The sequence below is a fragment of the Enterobacter sp. 200527-13 genome (assembly GCF_027924865.1).
Classification (GTDB): Bacteria; Pseudomonadota; Gammaproteobacteria; order Enterobacterales; family Enterobacteriaceae; genus Enterobacter; species Enterobacter ludwigii.
In genome coordinates this window covers 155,331-173,506 of record NZ_BSCM01000004.1, presented here as the reverse complement: position 1 = coordinate 173,506, position 18,176 = coordinate 155,331, and the positions used below count along the sequence as shown (strand labels likewise).

19 protein-coding genes are annotated in these 18,176 nt (G+C 58.5%); 17 read left to right on the top strand and 2 right to left on the bottom strand.

The annotated features are described in order from the left end of the window. Window positions 1-61 precede the first annotated feature (61 nt). The gene (locus QMG44_RS15585; protein ID WP_025203262.1) at window positions 62-244 is read right to left on the bottom strand and encodes a hypothetical protein; all 183 of its coding nucleotides are present in this window, start codon (window positions 242-244) and stop codon (window positions 62-64) included. 332 nt (window positions 245-576) lie between these two features. On the opposite strand from QMG44_RS15585, the gene yqgB reads away from it, so the two are divergent. The 3 genes from yqgB (at window position 577) to speB (ending at window position 3,823) form a co-directional block, all read left to right on the top strand. Continuing rightward, window positions 577-708 carry an acid stress response protein YqgB gene (gene yqgB, locus QMG44_RS15580; protein ID WP_071605459.1) on the top strand — a complete coding sequence of 44 codons (132 nt, stop codon included), beginning with the start codon at window positions 577-579 and terminating at the stop codon, window positions 706-708. Window positions 709-716: 8 nt separating this feature from the next. Further along, window positions 717-2,693, top strand: a complete 1,977-nt coding sequence (gene speA / locus QMG44_RS15575; protein WP_020883700.1) for a biosynthetic arginine decarboxylase — start codon at window positions 717-719, stop codon at window positions 2,691-2,693. A gap of 209 nt (window positions 2,694-2,902) precedes the next feature. Next, window positions 2,903-3,823 (top strand): agmatinase, encoded by a 921-nt coding sequence (speB, locus tag QMG44_RS15570; protein WP_014071686.1) that lies wholly within the window; start codon window positions 2,903-2,905, stop codon window positions 3,821-3,823. A 3-nt stretch (window positions 3,824-3,826) separates the two neighbouring features. Here speB and QMG44_RS15565 read toward each other — a convergent pair whose 3' ends face one another. Further along, window positions 3,827-5,038, bottom strand: a complete 1,212-nt coding sequence (locus tag QMG44_RS15565; RefSeq protein ID WP_047743614.1) for an MFS transporter — start codon at window positions 5,036-5,038, stop codon at window positions 3,827-3,829. Between the two features lie 417 nt (window positions 5,039-5,455). Between QMG44_RS15565 and QMG44_RS15560 the strand changes: the two genes are divergently transcribed. The 14 genes from QMG44_RS15560 (at window position 5,456) to QMG44_RS15495 (ending at window position 18,150) form a co-directional block, all read left to right on the top strand. After that, window positions 5,456-5,779 (top strand): non-heme iron oxygenase ferredoxin subunit, encoded by a 324-nt coding sequence (locus QMG44_RS15560; RefSeq protein ID WP_013098654.1) that lies wholly within the window; start codon window positions 5,456-5,458, stop codon window positions 5,777-5,779. Then, window positions 5,776-6,084 (top strand): recombinase-like helix-turn-helix domain-containing protein, encoded by a 309-nt coding sequence (locus QMG44_RS15555; protein WP_014171555.1) that lies wholly within the window; start codon window positions 5,776-5,778, stop codon window positions 6,082-6,084. The genes QMG44_RS15560 and QMG44_RS15555 overlap by 4 nt, the downstream gene beginning before the upstream one ends. Window positions 6,085-6,094: 10 nt before the next feature. Beyond that, entirely contained in the window at window positions 6,095-7,117 is a 1,023-nt protein-coding gene (locus tag QMG44_RS15550) for an aromatic ring-hydroxylating dioxygenase subunit alpha (RefSeq protein WP_020883703.1), read from the top strand. After that, window positions 7,117-7,866 carry an SDR family oxidoreductase gene (locus QMG44_RS15545; RefSeq protein ID WP_063156838.1) on the top strand — a complete coding sequence of 250 codons (750 nt, stop codon included), beginning with the start codon at window positions 7,117-7,119 and terminating at the stop codon, window positions 7,864-7,866. The genes QMG44_RS15550 and QMG44_RS15545 overlap by 1 nt, the downstream gene beginning before the upstream one ends. 12 nt (window positions 7,867-7,878) lie before the next feature. After that, entirely contained in the window at window positions 7,879-8,667 is a 789-nt protein-coding gene (locus tag QMG44_RS15540; RefSeq protein ID WP_020883705.1) for an IclR family transcriptional regulator, read from the top strand. A 78-nt stretch (window positions 8,668-8,745) separates the two neighbouring features. After that, the gene (locus QMG44_RS15535; protein ID WP_086532126.1) at window positions 8,746-9,672 is read left to right on the top strand and encodes a VOC family protein; all 927 of its coding nucleotides are present in this window, start codon (window positions 8,746-8,748) and stop codon (window positions 9,670-9,672) included. Then, on the top strand, window positions 9,669-10,856 hold the full coding sequence (locus QMG44_RS15530) for an NAD(P)/FAD-dependent oxidoreductase (RefSeq protein WP_086532127.1): 1,188 nt from the start codon (window positions 9,669-9,671) through the stop codon (window positions 10,854-10,856). Before QMG44_RS15535 ends, QMG44_RS15530 begins: the two co-directional genes overlap by 4 nt. A 25-nt stretch (window positions 10,857-10,881) precedes the next feature. Continuing rightward, on the top strand, window positions 10,882-12,138 hold the full coding sequence (locus QMG44_RS15525; RefSeq protein WP_014171548.1) for an MFS transporter: 1,257 nt from the start codon (window positions 10,882-10,884) through the stop codon (window positions 12,136-12,138). 10 nt (window positions 12,139-12,148) lie between these two features. Next, on the top strand, window positions 12,149-12,679 hold the full coding sequence (locus QMG44_RS15520; RefSeq protein ID WP_014171547.1) for a cupin domain-containing protein: 531 nt from the start codon (window positions 12,149-12,151) through the stop codon (window positions 12,677-12,679). Between the two features lie 9 nt (window positions 12,680-12,688). Next, a complete protein-coding gene (locus QMG44_RS15515; RefSeq protein WP_086532128.1) occupies window positions 12,689-13,459 on the top strand; it encodes an alpha/beta fold hydrolase in 771 nt (256 codons plus the stop codon). Then, entirely contained in the window at window positions 13,443-14,237 is a 795-nt protein-coding gene (locus QMG44_RS15510) for an SDR family oxidoreductase (RefSeq protein WP_014171544.1), read from the top strand. The genes QMG44_RS15515 and QMG44_RS15510 overlap by 17 nt, the downstream gene beginning before the upstream one ends. 9 nt (window positions 14,238-14,246) lie before the next feature. Further along, a complete protein-coding gene (locus tag QMG44_RS15505; protein ID WP_281853199.1) occupies window positions 14,247-15,017 on the top strand; it encodes an aspartate dehydrogenase in 771 nt (256 codons plus the stop codon). Between the two features lie 9 nt (window positions 15,018-15,026). After that, on the top strand, window positions 15,027-16,496 hold the full coding sequence (locus tag QMG44_RS15500) for an aldehyde dehydrogenase (protein ID WP_047956079.1): 1,470 nt from the start codon (window positions 15,027-15,029) through the stop codon (window positions 16,494-16,496). Between the two features lie 13 nt (window positions 16,497-16,509). After that, window positions 16,510-18,150 carry a thiamine pyrophosphate-binding protein gene (locus tag QMG44_RS15495; RefSeq protein WP_086532129.1) on the top strand — a complete coding sequence of 547 codons (1,641 nt, stop codon included), beginning with the start codon at window positions 16,510-16,512 and terminating at the stop codon, window positions 18,148-18,150. Window positions 18,151-18,176 lie beyond the last annotated feature (26 nt).

The window sequence follows — 18,176 nt, the reverse complement described above, 5'->3', positions numbered from 1 at the left end:
TAATGACACTGGCAGTCTGAGTGTTAATCAGTATGGATGGATTAACATCTGGATGGCTATTTTAGGTCAGTTCTTCGCCCGATTTCCAGTTTTTTTTGACTAACCTCTCACTGAGTTGAATTCGCTGCTGGAAATTTTTCCTGACGGCGCTGGCAACCCGCGCATTTATCTTTTGCAATTTACCCCTGTTCTCGGTATAAAACGCGGCGCGCGGCTCATACCAATAAGCGCTCGATGAACTCATCGTGTCGCCACTTCCAGCCGGGTTAAGCAGTGAACTTTTAGCTTTGGCTTGTGGTCCGTTTCAGCAGGAGCGGCCGTGGAGGTGATACGAGATAATGAACCAGTGTTTTCCGCTAATTCAGCGCAGCCGTTCTGGCGCGTATTTGATTCCCGCAACCCGCATTTCTAATCTGCAAACCTGCCGATGTTATACCCATCTCGGGGCTTCTCAGGATTCCAGGGCCGGTCACGCTTTGTGAAAACTGAACAAGGGCGCTCTTGTTAAGACAAGAGTTTTCTCGTGGTTTCGCCGAACGTTGTCATAATTAAGTTCGGACACGTGTTTACAATGATATGAATATGAAACCGGTCGCACGGTCTGGTTTTCAGCATAGTCTGCTGGGAAATGGATCCGTTTATGGGTTGTTATCGCCGTATAACGCTGCGATAGTAGTCAACTGTTTTACACTTAATACAAAGAGTTGAGGTTCGCTATGTCTGACGACATGTCTTCGCTTTCGCCTTCGTCAGCGGGCGAACAGGGTGTACTACGTTCCATGCAGGAGGTTGCGATGAGCTCCCAGGAAGCCAGCAAGATGCTGCGCACTTACAATATTGCCTGGTGGGGCAATAACTACTACGACGTCAACGAACTGGGCCATATCAGCGTTTGCCCGGATCCTGACGTTCCTGAAGCGCGCGTGGATCTCGCCAAACTGGTGAAAGCACGCGAGGCGCAGGGCCAGCGTTTGCCTGCACTGTTCTGCTTCCCGCAGATCCTGCAACATCGTCTGCGTTCCATTAACGCCGCGTTTAAACGCGCGCGTGAATCTTACGGCTATAAAGGCGATTACTTCCTGGTTTACCCTATCAAGGTGAACCAGCACCGCCGCGTGATTGAATCCCTGATCCACTCCGGTGAACCGCTGGGCCTGGAAGCGGGTTCCAAAGCGGAGCTGATGGCCGTGCTGGCACATGCTGGCATGACCCGTTCGGTGATCGTCTGTAACGGTTATAAAGACCGTGAATACATTCGTCTGGCGCTGATTGGCGAAAAGATGGGCCACAAGGTCTATCTGGTTATCGAGAAGATGACAGAGATCGCTATCGTGCTGGAAGAGGCAGAGCGTCTGAACGTTATCCCGCGTCTGGGCGTGCGTGCGCGTCTGGCGTCGCAGGGCTCCGGTAAATGGCAGTCCTCAGGCGGCGAAAAATCCAAATTTGGTCTCGCGGCGACCCAGGTTCTGCAGCTGGTTGAGATTCTGCGTGAGCGTGGTCGTCTGGACAGCATTCAGCTGTTGCACTTCCACCTCGGCTCGCAGATGGCCAACATTCGCGACATCGCCACCGGCGTACGCGAATCAGCACGTTTTTACGTTGAGCTGCACAAGCTTGGCGTAAACATTCAGTGCTTCGACGTGGGCGGTGGTCTGGGCGTGGATTATGAAGGTACCCGCTCGCAGTCCGACTGCTCCGTGAACTACGGCCTGAACGAATATGCCAATAACATCATCTGGGCGATTGGCGATGCCTGTGAAGAGCACGGCCTGCCGCACCCAACGGTGATCACCGAGTCTGGTCGCGCGGTTACCGCACACCACACCGTGCTGGTATCGAACATTATCGGCGTTGAACGCAGTGAAATTTCCGAGGTAACCCCACCGGCTGAGGACGCGCCTCGTGCGCTGCAAAGCATGTGGGAGACCTGGCAGGAGATGCACGAGCCGGGTACCCGCCGTTCGCTGCGCGAGTGGCTGCACGACAGCCAGATGGATCTGCATGATATTCATGTGGGGTATTCATCGGGCACGTTCAGCCTGCAGGAACGCGCATGGGCAGAACAGCTTTATCTGAACATGTGCCACGACGTACAGCAGCAGCTGGACCCGAGCAACCGTGCTCACCGTCCGATTATTGACGAACTGCAGGAGCGCATGGCGGACAAAATGTACGTCAACTTCTCGCTGTTCCAGTCGATGCCGGATGCCTGGGGTATCGATCAGCTGTTCCCGGTTCTGCCGCTGGAAGGGCTGAACCACGCCCCGGAACGTCGTGCGGTGCTGCTGGATATCACCTGCGACTCCGACGGTGCTATCGATCACTACGTCGACGGCGACGGTATCGCGACCACGATGCCTATGCCAGAGTACGATCCGGAGAACCCGCCGATGCTGGGCTTCTTCATGGTCGGTGCCTATCAGGAGATCCTCGGCAACATGCATAACCTGTTCGGTGACACCGAAGCGGTTGACGTGTTTGTCTTCCCTGACGGCAGCGTAGAAGTTGAGCTGTCCGACGAAGGGGACACCGTGGCGGATATGCTCGAATACGTTCAGCTGGATCCGAAAAAGCTGCTGACCCAGTTCCGTGACCAGGTGAAGAATACCGGTCTGGACGACGCGCTGCAGCAGCAGTTCCTGGAAGAGTTTGAAGCGGGTCTTTACGGATACACCTATCTGGAAGACGAGTAAGTAAACCTGCCTCTCTCTGTTGGAGAGGGGCGGGGTGAGGGCAAGGGGCAATACCCTCGCCTATACTCACTTGAACCCGTATGAATTAGCGGCGATAATTCGCCCCAATAAGCGATTTACGAATCAATCCCTTCCTCGTCGGGTTTAACGACGCGGAGGGGATTTTTTTTCATCTGTTTTTAATGTATCGACTTTAAAGAGGTCAGGACATGAGCACTTTAGGCCATCAGTACGATAACTCTCTGGTATCTAACGCGTTTGGTTTTTTACGTCTCCCGATGAACTTCCAGCCGTACGACAGTGACGCTGACTGGGTGATCACCGGCGTGCCGTTTGATATGGCCACGTCAGGCCGTGCTGGTGGCCGTCATGGTCCGGCAGCTATTCGTCAGGTCTCCACTAACCTGGCCTGGGAGCACAACCGCTTCCCGTGGAACTTCGACATGCGCGAGCGCCTGAACGTGGTTGACTGCGGTGACCTGGTGTACGCCTTTGGCGACGCGCGCGAGATGAGTGAAAAACTGCAGGCCCATGCCGAAAAACTGCTGGCTGCCGGTAAACGCATGCTCTCTTTCGGGGGTGACCACTTCGTCACGCTGCCGCTGCTGCGTGCTCACGCGAAGCATTTCGGTAAGATGGCGCTGGTGCATTTTGATGCCCATACCGACACCTACGCGAACGGCTGTGAATTCGACCATGGCACCATGTTCTTCACCGCGCCAAACGAAGGTCTGATCGATCCAAACCACTCTGTGCAGATCGGTATCCGTACCGAGTTTGATAAAGACAACGGCTTCACCGTGCTGGATGCCGGCCAGGTGAACGATCGCGGCGTGGATGACATCATCGCTCAGGTAAAACAGATTGTCGGCGATATGCCGGTTTACCTGACCTTCGATATCGACTGCCTGGATCCGGCGTTTGCCCCGGGCACCGGCACGCCGGTGATCGGCGGCCTGACCTCTGACCGCGCCATCAAACTGGTGCGCGGCCTGAAGGATCTGAACATCGTGGGTATGGACGTGGTGGAAGTGGCTCCGGCTTACGACCAGTCAGAGATCACTGCTCTGGCAGCGGCCACCCTCGCGCTGGAAATGCTCTACATCCAGGCCGCGAAAAAAGGCGAATAAGCCTTACGCCCGGATTGCTGCTGCGCGACGCATGCGCAGCAGCAACATGCCTCCTGCCAGCAGGGTGATAACCTGCGAGACGACCAGCACCGAAAACCCTGAGCTGACTGAACCCACCGATTTCATCACCATCCCCATCAGCAGCGGAATAAACGCCGCGCAAATATTCCCAATCCCGTTGATGATCCCGTAGGCACTGCCAACGGCTTCCCGCGCCGCATGATGCTGGATAACCGCCGGAATGGCGGCCCCCTGAAGTCCCCAGAAAATATTGGCCGAGAGCATAAACAGCGCCAGCCAGCCGGGCTGGTGGCTCAGCATCAGCATGACGACGGAACTCGCCGTTAAGATCCCGCCCACCACAAACAGCAGCGGTGCCTGGTCCGGGCGCATTTTGTCGAGCAGCACACCGCCCAGAAACTTTGAGCCAAGACTCAGCAGAAAGGGGATAGCCGCGAGAAAGCCGGTCGCGTGCAGGGAGAAGTGGTGTTCATCGCGCAGCCAGGCCGGAAGCCAGGCGCTGCTGCCCCAGAGATAACTCAGCGTGGCGATTTCAACCAGCAGGATCCAGCCCAGAAGCGGCGTCTGCCAGGCAAGCGTAAAGGTCTGCACAAACCCGGACGTTCGGCGCTTTTCCGTATGTTGAGGGGCCGGCAGGAAACGCCAGATTAACCCCCCACCCAGCGCCAGATTGATCGCCGCGAGGGCATAAAATGAGCCCGCCCAGCCAAGATGTGCCATCAGCCAGGTGATCAGCGGAAAGCCTACCGCCAGCCCCAGTGAAACGCCCAGCGCGGTAACGGCGTTGGGCTTACCAATTTCCCCGGCGCTAAAGTTATCGCTGATAAAGCGTGTTTTCAGTGAAAAGAGTGGGCCTTCGGCAATGCCTAAAATCAGGCGGGCGATGAGCATGCCCATCAGCGACCCCAGCAGTGGCGAGATGGCGCAAACCACCGCCCATATCGCAATGCTGGTTAACAATCCCTGTCGGTAATGTAATTTGCTTTCGATAACTGGGGTCAATAGTAAAGCGGAAAAACCATAACCCAGCAAAAAGCAGGTCATGAGCATTCCTTGTAACATTCTGTTTTCATTTAGCTGAAAATGTTCGGCAAATTCAGGGTTTAAAATCATCACCGAGATATTTACGCGGTCAACGTAGGAAATAATAATGAGCACCAGAAGTGCCAACGTGCCTTGCCATCTTGCCGTCATTTAATCCGCCTTAATCGTGCTGTCTGTTTATATTTTTTATGAACGTTATTGTCACGTAACTAAAATGATTCACCTGTGAAACTCATTGTTTTAATGAGATAAATTAAATTAAAGTTTCACAGGTGAAACACCAGAGGTATGCGCACATATAATTTTTAAGGAATAAAAATAAAAGAAGTCAATCTCTATTTTAAAAAATAAAAGATCATCAAAAAAATGTATTCATTCACGCCTGAATAATGAAAATTTCATATCGCTGCATTTTTTCGTGATCGCTTGCACACTTAGCTAATTAAACCTCGACTGATTAACAAATTCGTCACATTCGTGCTTGACGAAACATTCATCGCTTTTATATTGACCGTATTAAATAAGAAACAGAGTTTCATATATGAAACAAAAGCCTGGAGGATCGTGATGAGCTGGATAGGCGTATGTGACGCAGAACAAGTACAGGAAGATTTCCCTTTTAGCGGTAACGTCGAGGGCAAAGAGATCGGCGTTTATTTGATTGATGGCGAATATTACGCGCTGGAAGACGTATGCCCGCACGCTTACGCGCTGCTGAGTCAGGGTTTCGTCGAGGACGGTAAAGTGGAATGTCCGCTGCATGAGGCGGTTTTCGATGTCAAAACCGGCCAGTGCCTGCACGGCCCCGGCGGACGTAACCTCAATCGTTACCCGGTTCGGGTATTTGAAAACCAGATCCAGATTACCTTCGTCGAGGAGACAGTGGCATGAGCGAAAGTCTGAACTTCAACCCGGCGCTGCCGGAAAGCCGTCAGTTTACCCCTCCGGCTGAGGGCGGTAACGGCGCCATCCATAAGCCCGGTGATTACCAGAACCTGATCTGGCAGACCCGCAGCCGCGTACCGGAAAACTGGGAAATCACGCTTATCTCCACGCTGGAAGACCTTTTCGAACAGGGCGCGGAAACCGTGCCGGAACTGGTCAACGGACTGAACGCGGTACGTATGCACGATCAGCAGGGCGAGCCATGGAGCGATGCCAGCTTCCAGGCTTTCTTACAGGTTAACGGCTACTGAGGGCAATGCGATGACGACTACCGTACAAAACTATCTTGATAAAGGTCTGCGCGGCCTCTGGTACCCGGTGCTGGCGAGCTGGGAAGTTCAGTCTGCGCCCGTGGGGATCACCCGTCTGGGCGAACAGATTGTGGTCTGGCGCAACAAAGATGGCCAGGTGCAGGCGCTGGAAGATCGCTGTCCGCACCGTGGCGCGCGTCTGTCGATGGGCTGGAATCTGGGCGATCGTATCGCCTGCTGGTATCACGGCGTGGAAGTTGCGGGCAACGGCGAAGTGAAGGATGTGCCTGCGGTGGACAAATGTCCGCTGGTCGGCCAGCAGTGTGTGCGCAGCTACAACGTGCAGGAAGTGCACGGGGCCATCTTCCTTTGGTTTGGCGTTACCGCCGATCAGCAACCCGACGAACTGAGCTTCCCGGACGAACTGGCTGACACCGACGCCTACAGCAATTTTCTCTGCACCGCCGCGTGGAAATGCAATTACCAGTACGCACTGGAAAACGTGATGGACCCGATGCACGGCACCTATCTGCACTCTTCGTCGCACTCCATGGCGGAAGGGGATCGCAAAGCGGATATGGTTCTGCAGCCAACGAAAACCGGGTTTATCTTCGAGAAAAAAGGCCAGAGCGGCGTCAACTTCGACTGGGTTGAGCTGGGCAACAGCGGCACCTACTGGATGCGTTTGTCCATTCCTTATAAGAAGCGTTTCGGGCCGGGCGGTCACTTCTTCATTGTTGGCATGGTGGTGCCGGAAGATAACGATAACTGCCGCGTCTTCTTCTGGCGTATCCGCCGCGTGCAGGGCTGGCAGCGCGATATGTGGCGTTTCATGTACCGTAACCGTCTGGAAAAACTGCACTGGGAAGTCCTTGAGCAGGACCGCGTGGTGCTGGAGAGCATGGCGCCAGATGCACGGGAACACGAATACCTTTACCAGCATGATGTGGGCCTCTCGCGCCTGCGCCGCATGATGCAAAAAGCGGCGAAAGAGCAGCTGGCGGCGCGTGAAGCTCAGCAGGGAGCCGCCTGATGAATGGGCTGCTGAACGGGAAACGCATCGTGGTGACCGGTGCCGCGCGTGGGCTGGGCTTTCATTTCGCGAAAGCCTGCGCAGAGCAGGGCGCGGCGGTGGTGATGTGCGACATCCTTCAGGGCGAGCTGGCTGAAAGCGCGCATGGCTTAAGTGAGAAGGGCTATGCGATTGAATCACACGTTATCGATCTGGCCGATCCGCTCTCCATTTCGCGGGTGTTCAGCACCATTGGCGAACAGGGACCGATCGACGGTCTGGTCAATAACGCGGCGATGGCGACCGGGGTCGGCGGCAAGGACATGCTTGATTACGATCCGGATCTGTGGGACCGGGTGATGAGCGTTAACGTTAAAGGCACCTGGCTGGTTACCCGGGATGCGGTACCGCTGCTGCGCGAAGGGGCAGCCATTGTCAATGTGGCTTCCGATACCGCGCTGTGGGGCGCGCCGCGTCTGATGGCCTACGTGGCCAGCAAGGGCGCCGTGATTGCCATGACCCGTTCAATGGCACGTGAGCTGGGTGAAAAACGCATTCGTATTAACGCCATCGCCCCGGGCTTAACCCGCGTCGAAGCGACGGAATATGTCCCTGCAGAGCGGCATCAGCTTTACGAAAACGGCCGGGCGCTCACCGGGGCGCAGCAGCCGGAAGACGTCACCGGCAGCGTGGTCTGGCTGTTAAGCGATCTGTCGCGGTTTATCACCGGCCAGCTGATTCCGGTCAACGGCGGTTTTGTCTTTAACTGAGGTAAAGCAAATATGGCAAGCGATCACGAAGTGAAGTACCTGGTTCCGGGGCTGGAGCGAGGCTTACAGCTGCTGCTGGCCTTTGGCGAGCAGCACCGTGAACTGACCTTTGCCGAGCTGCACAGGCTGGTCGATATGCCGAAAGCCACCGCCTACCGCGTGGTACAAACGCTGGAATACATGGGTTTTCTGGAACGCAACACGCGAACCAATACCTTCTCGCTTGGCATGAACGTCCTGCGTCTGGGCTTTGAATACATTGCCTCACTGGATGTGGCGCAGGTCGGTCAGCCGGTCATCGAGCAGCTGCGTGACGTCAGCCAGTGCAGCAGTCATCTGGCGATCCGCGACGGGCGCGACATCATCTATATCGCCCGCGTCAGCGCCGCCGGTTCTCGCATCAATCAGGTGAGCATTGGTACCCGTTTGCCGGTGCACTGCACGTCGCTGGGGCGCATGCTGCTGACTGATATTTCGCGAGCCGATTTCGAACAGCTGTTCCCGCACGAGCGTCTGCCGGGCAACACGCCGGGCCAGATCCACGACCGTGAAGCGTTGTGGCAGATGGTGCAGCAGGACAAAGCACGCGGCTATGTGATCGGCGAATCCTTCTTCCGTCATGGCATCTCCTCCATCGTTTATCCGGTGTATGACCGCAGCGGAAGGGTGGCAGCCGTGGTGAGCATTCTGGTGCCTTCGGAGGAGATCCCGCAGACCGATCGCGAGCGCCTGCAAAACGATGTCCGCATGGCGGCGGATAAAATTTCTGGCTTCTTAGGGTATTTGTCACAGGCCAGTTAAATCATCAGGTTAACGCCAGGCGCTTCATTGCGTCGGGCATGTTTTACGCCCAATCTGGGCCAGACGAGGCAACGAACGATGTGTATAACCGGAATTGAAAAGCTGGAATTTGGTGTCGAGAACCTGACGCACTGCGCCAAATTTATGCGTGATTTTGGCCTGACGGGCGATGCCAGCGGCCAGCGTTTTACTACCCTGAGCGGCGCGCGCGTGGAGCTTAATCCTGTCGACAGCCCTGACCTGCCGCCAGCGTTTGAAGAAGGAAATACGTTGCGCCGGATGACCTGGGCAGTCGCCACCCGGGACGATCTGGAGGCGCTGCGCCCGAAGCTTGAGAAGCAGCCCGGTTTTCGTGAGGTGGGCGACGCGCTGGAGTGCCGCGATCCGAACGGCATGACCTTACGCGTACAGGTCAGCCATCAGGTGCCGGTGGAGCTGAACGTCGAGCCGATTAACCAGTGGGGCGATGCCCGCCGTATCGACACACCAAGCCCGGTCTACGATCGCGCCCAGCCTATTAACGTGGGCCACGTGGTGTTCTTCGTGGAGGAGCTGGCGGCGGTGGAGACGTTCTACCGTGAGGTGCTTGGGTTCCAGGTGTCTGACCGCTACATCAACCGTGCGGTGTTCCTGCGCTGTGGCGTGCGCGGCGGGCATCACAACCTGTTCCTTCTTCAGCTGCCTAACCGTAAGCGGGGTCTGAACCACGTGGCCTTTACCGTACGCGACATTCACGAGGTGATCGGTGGTGGGATAGCGATGAACAAAAACGCCTGGAGCACCTTTATTGGCCCGGGGCGTCATCCGGTCTCCTCGGCCTATTTCTGGTACGTCAACAGCCCAACCGGCGGGGCGTTTGAATACTACACCAACGATGATTACCTCACCGAAAACTGGCAGCCGCGCGAGCTGGAACATTCGCTGGTGTCGTTCACCGAGTGGGCGGTAGAGGGTGGGATTGACCACGACACTCGCCGTCAGCAGAAAAAGCCGGAGGCGGTATGACCTCGCGCATTGTCATTATTGGCGGCGGTCAGGCAGGTGGCTGGGCGGCGAAAACCCTGCGTGACGAAGGCTTCGACGGAGAGATTTGTGTCGTGGCGGAAGAGGAGTGGGATTTCTACGAACGCCCGCCGCTGTCCAAGGCTGCGTTACTGGAGCCGGACGCGCCGCTACCGCGTCTCTTTACTGAAGCGGCGCAACAGGCATTGAACCTGACATGGTGCCGGCCGGTGCGCGCGGAATCTCTCGATCGTCACGCGAAAACGGTGTGCTTAAGCAACGGTGAATACCTTAGTTACAACATTCTTTTAATCGCTACCGGTGGTCGGGCGCGTCTGCCGGGCGATGCATGGGCTGCCCACCCGCAGGTCTATACCCTGCGCCACTGGCAGGACGCACAGCGGCTGAAGGCGCGCCTGGCAGAGAGTCAAAACCTGGCGATTATCGGAGGAGGCTGGATTGGCCTGGAGATTGCGGCCTCCGCGCGTAAATGTGGCGTCGCCGTGACGCTGTTTGAGCAGCAGCCCGCGCTGTGCATGCGTTCAGTGAGTGCCGAGGTATCGCAGCAGCTGGAAACACTTCACCGCGAACAGGGCGTGGATATCCGCACCGGCTGCGGAGCGCTGGAGCTGGAAGATAACAATGGTCTGCCGGTTATTCACTGTGACGGCAAGCGTGAAACCTTTGATGCCGTGGTCGTCGGGATCGGTGTTGATCTCAATCTCGAGCTGGCACGTGATGCGGGTCTGCAGACTGAGCGCGGGATCGTGGTGGACGCTCAGGGGCGAACGTCGGATCCGTTTATTTTTGCTGCCGGTGATGTGGCCCAGCACCATCACTATGGGCTGTGTATTCAGTCGTGGGCCTTTGCCCAGAATCAGGCGGTTGCCACGGCAAAGGCGATGCTCAATCCCGATGCCCCCGGCTATGACGACGCGCCGTGGCTGTGGTCGGATCAATACCAGCACAACATTCAGATCCTCGGTATTCCGCAGGCCGGCTGCACAACCCTTGCCCGGGATAATGCGCTGTTTTTCTCACTGGATGAAAACGGACGGCTGACCCAGCTGGTGGCGTTCAACGATGCGCGTACCGTCAAGCTGGCGAAGCGCTGGATGGCTGCCGGAAGGGATCTGTCCGATGTGCCGCTGGCTGACCCGACTTTTTCACTGATGTCATTGCGATAGCTAACCCGCACCCGTAGGGGGAGACATGACCACATTTGAGACTAACACCGCGCCGGTTGAGGCAAGCGGTGAGGGCACCCGCACGCCCGAAAAAGCGGTGCGCTGGGCCATCCCGCTGTCATTGCTGGCCTGCGTGCTGCTGGCATTTTTCGACAAAATCAGCATTGCGGCGCTCTTTTCCGACAGCCATTTCCAGCAGGCGATGGGCATTGATTTTGACACCACGCGCCTCGGCATTCTGATGAGTGCCTTTCTGTTGAGCTACGGCTTCTCATCGGTCTTTTTAAGCGGACTGGGGGACAAGATTGCGCCGCTTCGCCTGCTCACCGGCATGATGGTGGTGTGGTGCGTGCTGATGGTGGCCATGGGGTTTACCCATAACTACACGGTCATGATCGTCCTGCGCATTTTGCTGGGCGTGGCAGAAGGGCCGCTGTTTCCGCTGGCGTTTGCCATTGTGCGGCATAACTTCCCGCAGCATCTGCAGGCGCGAGCCACCATGTTGTGGCTGCTGGGTACCCCGGTAGGCGCGGCGATTGGTTTCCCTCTCTCTATCTGGCTGCTGAATGCCTTCGGCTGGCAGAGCACCTTCTTTGTGATGGCGATGCTCACCGTGCCGGTGCTGGTGTTCGTGCGCATCGGCCTGCGCGGGATCCGTCTGGGTGCCAAACCGGCTGCGGATCGCGAATCACAGGAGGAACGACGTGCCGCGCGGCGCGAGCTGTTTGTCAGCCCGCACTTCTGGATTATCTGCATCTTTAACATCGCGTTTCTCACCTACCTGTGGGGGATCAACGGCTGGCTGCCGGGCTACCTGATTAAAGGGAAAGGCATTCATCTTGAACACGCGGGCTGGCTGTCGTCGATGCCGTTTATCGCCATGCTGGCGGGTGAGGTGATTGGTGCATGGCTTTCTGACCGGGTCGATAAACGCGCGGTGGCCTGCTTTATCTCGATGGCTGGCGCGGGATTAGGCCTGACGGCGGTCATGCATCTTGATACCCCGCTGGCCGTTATCGCGGCGATGAGCTTTAGCACCTTTATGTGGGGCACCGGTGCGCCGAACATTTTCGCACTGCTGGCGAAGGCTACCCATCCCCGGGTGAGCGCGACGGCGGGCGGTATTTTCAACGGGCTGGGAAACTTTGCGGGCGCGCTGTCGCCGGCGGTGATGGGCGCGTTGATCGCCTTCACCCACAGCATGGATTCCGGGCTGATTTTTCTGGCGGTGATGGCGGCGGTGGGCTGCGTCCTGTTACTGCCGCTGCTGAGACGTTACTGAGGAGAGTGTCATGACTGATTCAACCGTAACTGCAAAACCAGGCATTAAACCTGACCATCTGACCATGGAAGAGTGGGTCGAGTCGCGCATTGCGCGCTTTGAAGGGCGTAAATATGACTGGAACGCGCTGAAGTTCCAGGCCGATTTCGATCCTAAATACCGCCGTGCGCAGATGCGCTACATCGGTACCGGGGCGACGGGCGTGGCAAGCGATACCAATACCGTGCCGGCTGAGCACTTTACCTTCTCCACCATGGTGCTGCCGTCGAAGTGCGAGGGACCATTGCATCTGCATGACGATGTGGAAGAGGTGTTCTTCATGCTTAAAGGGCAGATCACGCTGATGATCCAGGACGGCGATCACTACACCGAAACCGTGCTGCGCGAACGCGATCTGATCTCCGTTCCGCCGGGCATCTATCGCGGTCTGTTCAATCATGGTGAAGAAGAGGCGCTGATGTGCGTGATGCTCGGCACCAACAAGCCGGAAATCCCGACCTATCCGGCCGATCACCCGCTGTCGAAAGTGAAGCGGAACTAAGGGGGCGCGATGACGGGCTTTCGTGAACAGGGAAGCGGCATCCCGCTGATGCTGCTCCACGGCATCAGCTCCGGTGCTGCCTCCTGGCATAAACAGATGGCGCTGAACGGTTTTCGCGTGCTGGCGTGGGACATGCCCGGTTATGGCGAAAGCCCGATGCTGGCGGTTGAGCGCGCCAACGCGGGGGATTACGCCGACGCGCTGGCGGCCATGCTGGACCGCGCGGGCGTCTGGCAGGTTGTTCTGGTCGGGCATTCGCTTGGGGCGCTGGTGGCAAGCGCCTTTGCGACGAAGTATCCCGAACGCGTGCTGCATCTGGTGCTGGCCGATGCCGCGCAGGGTTACGGCCAGGCCGAGCCGGCGCAGCGCGAGCAGGTCTGGCGTAACCGGGAGCAGCAGATGGCGCTTGGGGGCGAGATCCTGGCGCAAACCCGGGCCGCTAAATTATTACGCCCGGGCGCGCGTGAGGACGATATTGCCACCGTTGCGGCGGGCATGCGCAAACTGCGCCCGGAAGGCTACCTCGCTGCCGCATGGATGCTGGCACATGACGATATTCACGGCTGGCTGAAGCGTTACGCCGGTGACTTTGAAGTCTGGTGCGGCGAGCAGGACGCCATTACCCAGCCTGAGCTGGTTCAGGGGCTGGCGCTACGTTACGGCATGCCGTTTACCGCGATTCCCCTGGCCGGGCACGCCAGCTATCTCGATAACGACGCGTTTTTTAATCAACAGCTTTTACGTATCAACGAAGAGGTGCGCGATGAATGCACAAATTGACGGGCGCGTAGCGGTAGTCACCGGCGGTTCTTCTGGCATTGGTTTTGAAACACTGCGTTTGCTGCTGGGCGAGGGGGCAAAAGTGGCGTTCTGTGGCCGCGACCCGGACCGGCTTGCCAGCGCGCATGCGTCGCTGCAAAACGAATTCCCTGATGGCGAGATTTTCTCTCACCGCTGCGACGTGCTGGACGCAGACCAGGTTCAGACCTTTGCCCAGGCCGTTAAGTCCCGCTTTGGCGGGACAGACTTGCTGATTAATAACGCCGGACAGGGGTATGTGGCGCACTTCAATGACACCCCGCGCGAGGCCTGGCTGCATGAAGCCGAACTGAAACTGTTTGGGGTGATTAACCCCGTGCAGGCTTTTCAGCCGCAGCTGGAGCAATCGGACATTGCCTCCATTACCTGCGTGAACTCGCTGCTGGCGCTGCAGCCAGAGGAACACATGATTGCCACCTCTGCAGCACGTGCCGCGCTGCTCAATATGACGCTCACGCTCTCGAAAGAGCTGGTGAGTAAGGGCATCCGCGTGAATTCCATTTTGCTTGGCATGGTGGAATCCGGCCAGTGGCGGCGTCGCTTTGAGAACCGGGCGGATAAAAGTCAGAGCTGGCCGCAGTGGACGGCGGATATTGCCCGCAAACGCGGCATTCCGATGGCGCGTCTCGGTAAGCCGCAGGAGCCTGCGCAGGCTCTGCTGTTCCTCGCGTCGCCGCTGGCTTCGTTTACCACCGGTGCGGCGCTGGACGTTTCCGGCGGCTTCTGCCGTCATCTGTAAGGACACATCATGAAAAAAATCATGTTAATCGGCTACGGTGCCATGGCGCAGGCGGTCATTGAGCGCCTGCCCGAGCAGGTTGCCATCGGCTGGATCGTGGCGCGCGAGACGCATCATGCCGCGATTCGCCAGCAGTTTGGCGATGCGGTGGTGGCACTGACCTCGCCCGCATTATGTACGGATACTCCCGATCTGGTGCTGGAATGTGCCAGCCAGCAGGCGGTGGCGCAGTACGGGGAAGCGATTTTACGCCGTGGATGGCATCTGGCGGTGATCTCCACCGGCGCGCTGGCAGACAGCGAGCTGGAACAGCGTCTGCTCAACGCAGGCGGAAAGCTGACGCTGCTCTCCGGGGCGGTGGCGGGCATTGATGGCCTGGCAGCGGCAAAAGAGGGCGGGCTTGAGAAGGTGACCTACCAGTCGCGTAAAAGCCCGGCCAGCTGGCGCGGCAGCTATGCCGAGCAGCTTATCGATCTTAACGCCGTGTCCGAGGCGCAGATCTTCTTTGAAGGCAGCGCACGTGAAGCGGCACGACTGTTTCCGGCCAACGCCAACGTGGCGGCGACCGTGGCACTTGGCGGCGTGGGGATGGATGACACCCGCGTGCAACTGATGGTCGACCCGGCCACTCAACGCAATACCCACACGCTGCACGTCGAAGGGATGTTTGGCGAGTTCCATCTGGAGCTGAGCGGGCTACCGCTTGCCAGCAACCCCAAAACCTCCACCCTGGCGGCACTCAGCGCGGTTCGCGCCTGCCGTGAACTGACGCAGCGCTGAGGAGCGACGATGGACGATCTTAACATTTTCATTGGCGGCAACTGGCGGCGTGGCGGTGGTAACCTGATGCAGAGCCATTTCCCGGCAGACGGTGCGGTGAACGCCACGCTCCACGCGGCAAGCCTGGACGATCTGCAGGAGGCTATCGACGCCGGAGAGCGCGCGTGGCGCGATCCTGCCTGGCGTAACAGCCTGCCGCATGCGCGTGCAAAGATCCTGCATAAGGTGGCGGATCTGATCGAATCCCGCGTCGATGAACTGGCCCGCATGCAGAGTCGCGACAACGGTAAACCGCTGGCGGAAGCGCGGGGGCTGGTGATGAGCGCGGCAGGCACGGCGCGTTATTTTGCCGCTGCCTGCGAGCTGCTGGAAGGTGAACTACCGACCCCACGCCAGCCCGATGTGCTTACCCTCAGCCGGTATGAACCGCTCGGCGTGGTGGCGGCTATCACGCCCTGGAATTCCCCCATTGCCAGCGAAATGCAGAAAGTGGCGCCGGCCATTGCTGCCGGTAACGCGGTGGTTCTCAAACCAGCCGAAGCCACCCCGCTGATGGCGCTTGAGCTGGCGCGTATTTTTGAGCAGGCAGGCTTACCCGCCGGGCTGCTGAGCGTGCTGCCGGGCAAAGGCTCGGTGATTGGCGATGCGCTGGCGCGTCACCCGAAAGTGCGAAAAATCTCCTTTACCGGTGGCACCACCACGGGCCGTCATCTGGCGCACGTGGCGGCGGAAAAGTTGATCCCGGCTTCGCTGGAACTGGGCGGTAAATCCCCGACCATCGTGCTGGAAGATGCCGACGTTGAGCTGGCTGCGCGCGGGATCTGCTACGGTATTTTCAGCTCGGCAGGTCAGGCCTGTATTGCCGGTTCGCGGCTCTTTATCCATGAGCGCCTTTACGCCCCGCTGATGGCGAGGCTGCTCGAATTAACGCGCGGCCTGCGGGTCGGGCATCCCTTTACCGACGGCACCCATGTGGGACCGCTGATTAACGACGCGCACCGCAAGAGCGTGCAGGCTTACGTTGAACTGGCAAAGCGTGAAGGGGGCCGCGTGCTGTGTGGCGGGGAGATCCCTGCCGATCCACTGCTGGCAAACGGCAGTTACTTCCAGCCCACCATCATCGAAGGCCTGACCAACAGCGCGCGCGCCTGTCAGGAGGAGATCTTCGGCCCGGTGCTGGTGGCGATGCCCTTTAGCGATGAAGCCGCGTTGATCCGTGAGGCGAATGACTCCGTTTATGGCCTTGCTGCCGGGATCTGGACGCGGGATACCGGGCGCGCCCTGCGCCTGAGCGAGCAGCTTGAAGCGGGCACGGTGTGGATAAACACCTACAAAGTGTTTGCGATTTCGACCCCGTTCGGGGGCTTTAAAGAGAGCGGTCTGGGCCGCGAAAAGGGCATTCAGGGGCTGAAAGCCTGGATGCAGCAAAAGAGCATTTATCTGGCGACGGGTAACAGCGTCAACCACTGGTGCGACTGAGAAAGGGTGAGTAATGAGCGAAATGATAACCGTCGGCGACGCCATCGCCAGAACGCTGGAGCAGTATCAGGTTGAGGCCATCTACGGCGTCATCTCCATCCACAATTTACCCATCGCCGATGCGGTAGGGCAGCGCGGGAATATTCGCTTTGTACCCGCACGTGGCGAAGCGGGGTCGGTCACCATGGCCGATGCCCACGGCCGTTTTTCCGGGCTCGGTGTGGCGCTGACCAGTACCGGCGCCGGGGCGGGTAACGCCGTCGGCGCGCTGGTGGAAGCCATGAATGCCTGCACGCCGCTGCTGCACATCACCGGTCAGGTGGAAAAAGCCTGGCTGGATGCCGACACCGGTTTTATCCACGAAACCCGCGACCAGCTGACCTTCCTGAAGGCCAGCTCAAAACGGGCATACCGCATCAGCAACGCAAACCAGGCGATAGCGATCCTTCACAAGGCCATTCAGGAGGCGCAAACTCCGCCGTGCGGGCCGGTCTCCGTGGAGATCCCGATTGATATTCAGGGGGCGAAAATCCCCGTGTCGCTGATCACCGCTCCGGTGAAACCCACGTCGGTTTCCGCGGTTGATACGGCAGTGGTCGACACGCTGTGGGCGCAGCTTAAACAGGCCAGACGGCCGCTGCTGTGGCTGGGTGGCGGAGCGCTCGGTAGCGCTGATGCGGTAAAAAAACTGGCGGATGCGGGAGTGACGGTTATCTCCAGCACCCACGCGCGCGGCGTGCTGCCGGACAGTCATCGCGCCAGCCTGCGGGCGTTTCATAACTCGCCGTCAGTTGAGGCGTTGATCGCCCAGTGCGACTTTACGCTGGTCGCTGGCTCACGCCTGCGCAGCAACGAAACCCGCTCGTGGACGCTTGAATTACCGCATCCCCGCGTCCAGATCGATATCGACCCCGCGGCGGCGAGCCGCAACTATCTGATGGACACAACCCTTGTGGCCGACTGCGCGGCGCTGTTAACCGCGCTGGCGGCTAAAGCGCAGGGGCGTGAATGGGGCGATGCGCAGTGGGATACGCAGGTGCAGCAGGCGCTGGCGAAAGCCGTTGCGGGACTGCGTGAGCAGTGCGGTGCTTATGCGAAGCTCAACGACGCCATCGAGAACGCGCTACCGCAAGATGGCCTGCTGGTTCGTGATATCACCGTTTCCGGAAGCCTGTGGGGCAGCCGTCTCTTCCGTGCCAATGGACCGCTGATGAACATTCACTCGCTGGCAGGCGCCATCGGTATGGGGCTACCGATGGCGATTGGCACGGCGATTGCCAACCCGCAACGCAAAGTGGTGGGGCTGGTGGGCGATGGTGGCGTAAGCCTGAATCTGGGCGAGATGGCAACGCTGGCGCAGGAGAAGGCCAACGTGACGCTGCTGGTGATGAACGACGGCGGTTACGGCGTCATGCGCGGCATTCAGGATAAGTATTTCGGCGGGCGTCAGTATTATAACGAGCTGCATACCCCGGACTTTACGCAGCTGGCGCATGCGATGGGGTTACAGGCGTGGAGCGTCGAACGGGCGGAGGATTTTGAGGCGGTGATGACCGAAGCGCTTGCCATGCCAGGACCGTCGGTAGTGGAAGTGCGGATGGGACAGATTGGCGCGCTGAAGTTTGCCGGGCCGCCGCAGAAGACGTTGTACTAAGCGTGTTTACCCTCACTCCAGCCCTC

Coding starts and splice junctions, on each gene's coding strand:
- QMG44_RS15585 (WP_025203262.1), bottom strand. CDS start 244: ATGAGTTCATCGAGCGCTTATTGGTATGAGCCGCGCGCCGCGTTTTAT.
- yqgB (WP_071605459.1), top strand. CDS start 577: ATGAATATGAAACCGGTCGCACGGTCTGGTTTTCAGCATAGTCTGCTG.
- speA (WP_020883700.1), top strand. CDS start 717: ATGTCTGACGACATGTCTTCGCTTTCGCCTTCGTCAGCGGGCGAACAG.
- speB (WP_014071686.1), top strand. CDS start 2,903: ATGAGCACTTTAGGCCATCAGTACGATAACTCTCTGGTATCTAACGCG.
- QMG44_RS15565 (WP_047743614.1), bottom strand. CDS start 5,038: ATGACGGCAAGATGGCAAGGCACGTTGGCACTTCTGGTGCTCATTATT.
- QMG44_RS15560 (WP_013098654.1), top strand. CDS start 5,456: ATGAGCTGGATAGGCGTATGTGACGCAGAACAAGTACAGGAAGATTTC.
- QMG44_RS15555 (WP_014171555.1), top strand. CDS start 5,776: ATGAGCGAAAGTCTGAACTTCAACCCGGCGCTGCCGGAAAGCCGTCAG.
- QMG44_RS15550 (WP_020883703.1), top strand. CDS start 6,095: ATGACGACTACCGTACAAAACTATCTTGATAAAGGTCTGCGCGGCCTC.
- QMG44_RS15545 (WP_063156838.1), top strand. CDS start 7,117: ATGAATGGGCTGCTGAACGGGAAACGCATCGTGGTGACCGGTGCCGCG.
- QMG44_RS15540 (WP_020883705.1), top strand. CDS start 7,879: ATGGCAAGCGATCACGAAGTGAAGTACCTGGTTCCGGGGCTGGAGCGA.
- QMG44_RS15535 (WP_086532126.1), top strand. CDS start 8,746: ATGTGTATAACCGGAATTGAAAAGCTGGAATTTGGTGTCGAGAACCTG.
- QMG44_RS15530 (WP_086532127.1), top strand. CDS start 9,669: ATGACCTCGCGCATTGTCATTATTGGCGGCGGTCAGGCAGGTGGCTGG.
- QMG44_RS15525 (WP_014171548.1), top strand. CDS start 10,882: ATGACCACATTTGAGACTAACACCGCGCCGGTTGAGGCAAGCGGTGAG.
- QMG44_RS15520 (WP_014171547.1), top strand. CDS start 12,149: ATGACTGATTCAACCGTAACTGCAAAACCAGGCATTAAACCTGACCAT.
- QMG44_RS15515 (WP_086532128.1), top strand. CDS start 12,689: ATGACGGGCTTTCGTGAACAGGGAAGCGGCATCCCGCTGATGCTGCTC.
- QMG44_RS15510 (WP_014171544.1), top strand. CDS start 13,443: ATGAATGCACAAATTGACGGGCGCGTAGCGGTAGTCACCGGCGGTTCT.
- QMG44_RS15505 (WP_281853199.1), top strand. CDS start 14,247: ATGAAAAAAATCATGTTAATCGGCTACGGTGCCATGGCGCAGGCGGTC.
- QMG44_RS15500 (WP_047956079.1), top strand. CDS start 15,027: ATGGACGATCTTAACATTTTCATTGGCGGCAACTGGCGGCGTGGCGGT.
- QMG44_RS15495 (WP_086532129.1), top strand. CDS start 16,510: ATGAGCGAAATGATAACCGTCGGCGACGCCATCGCCAGAACGCTGGAG.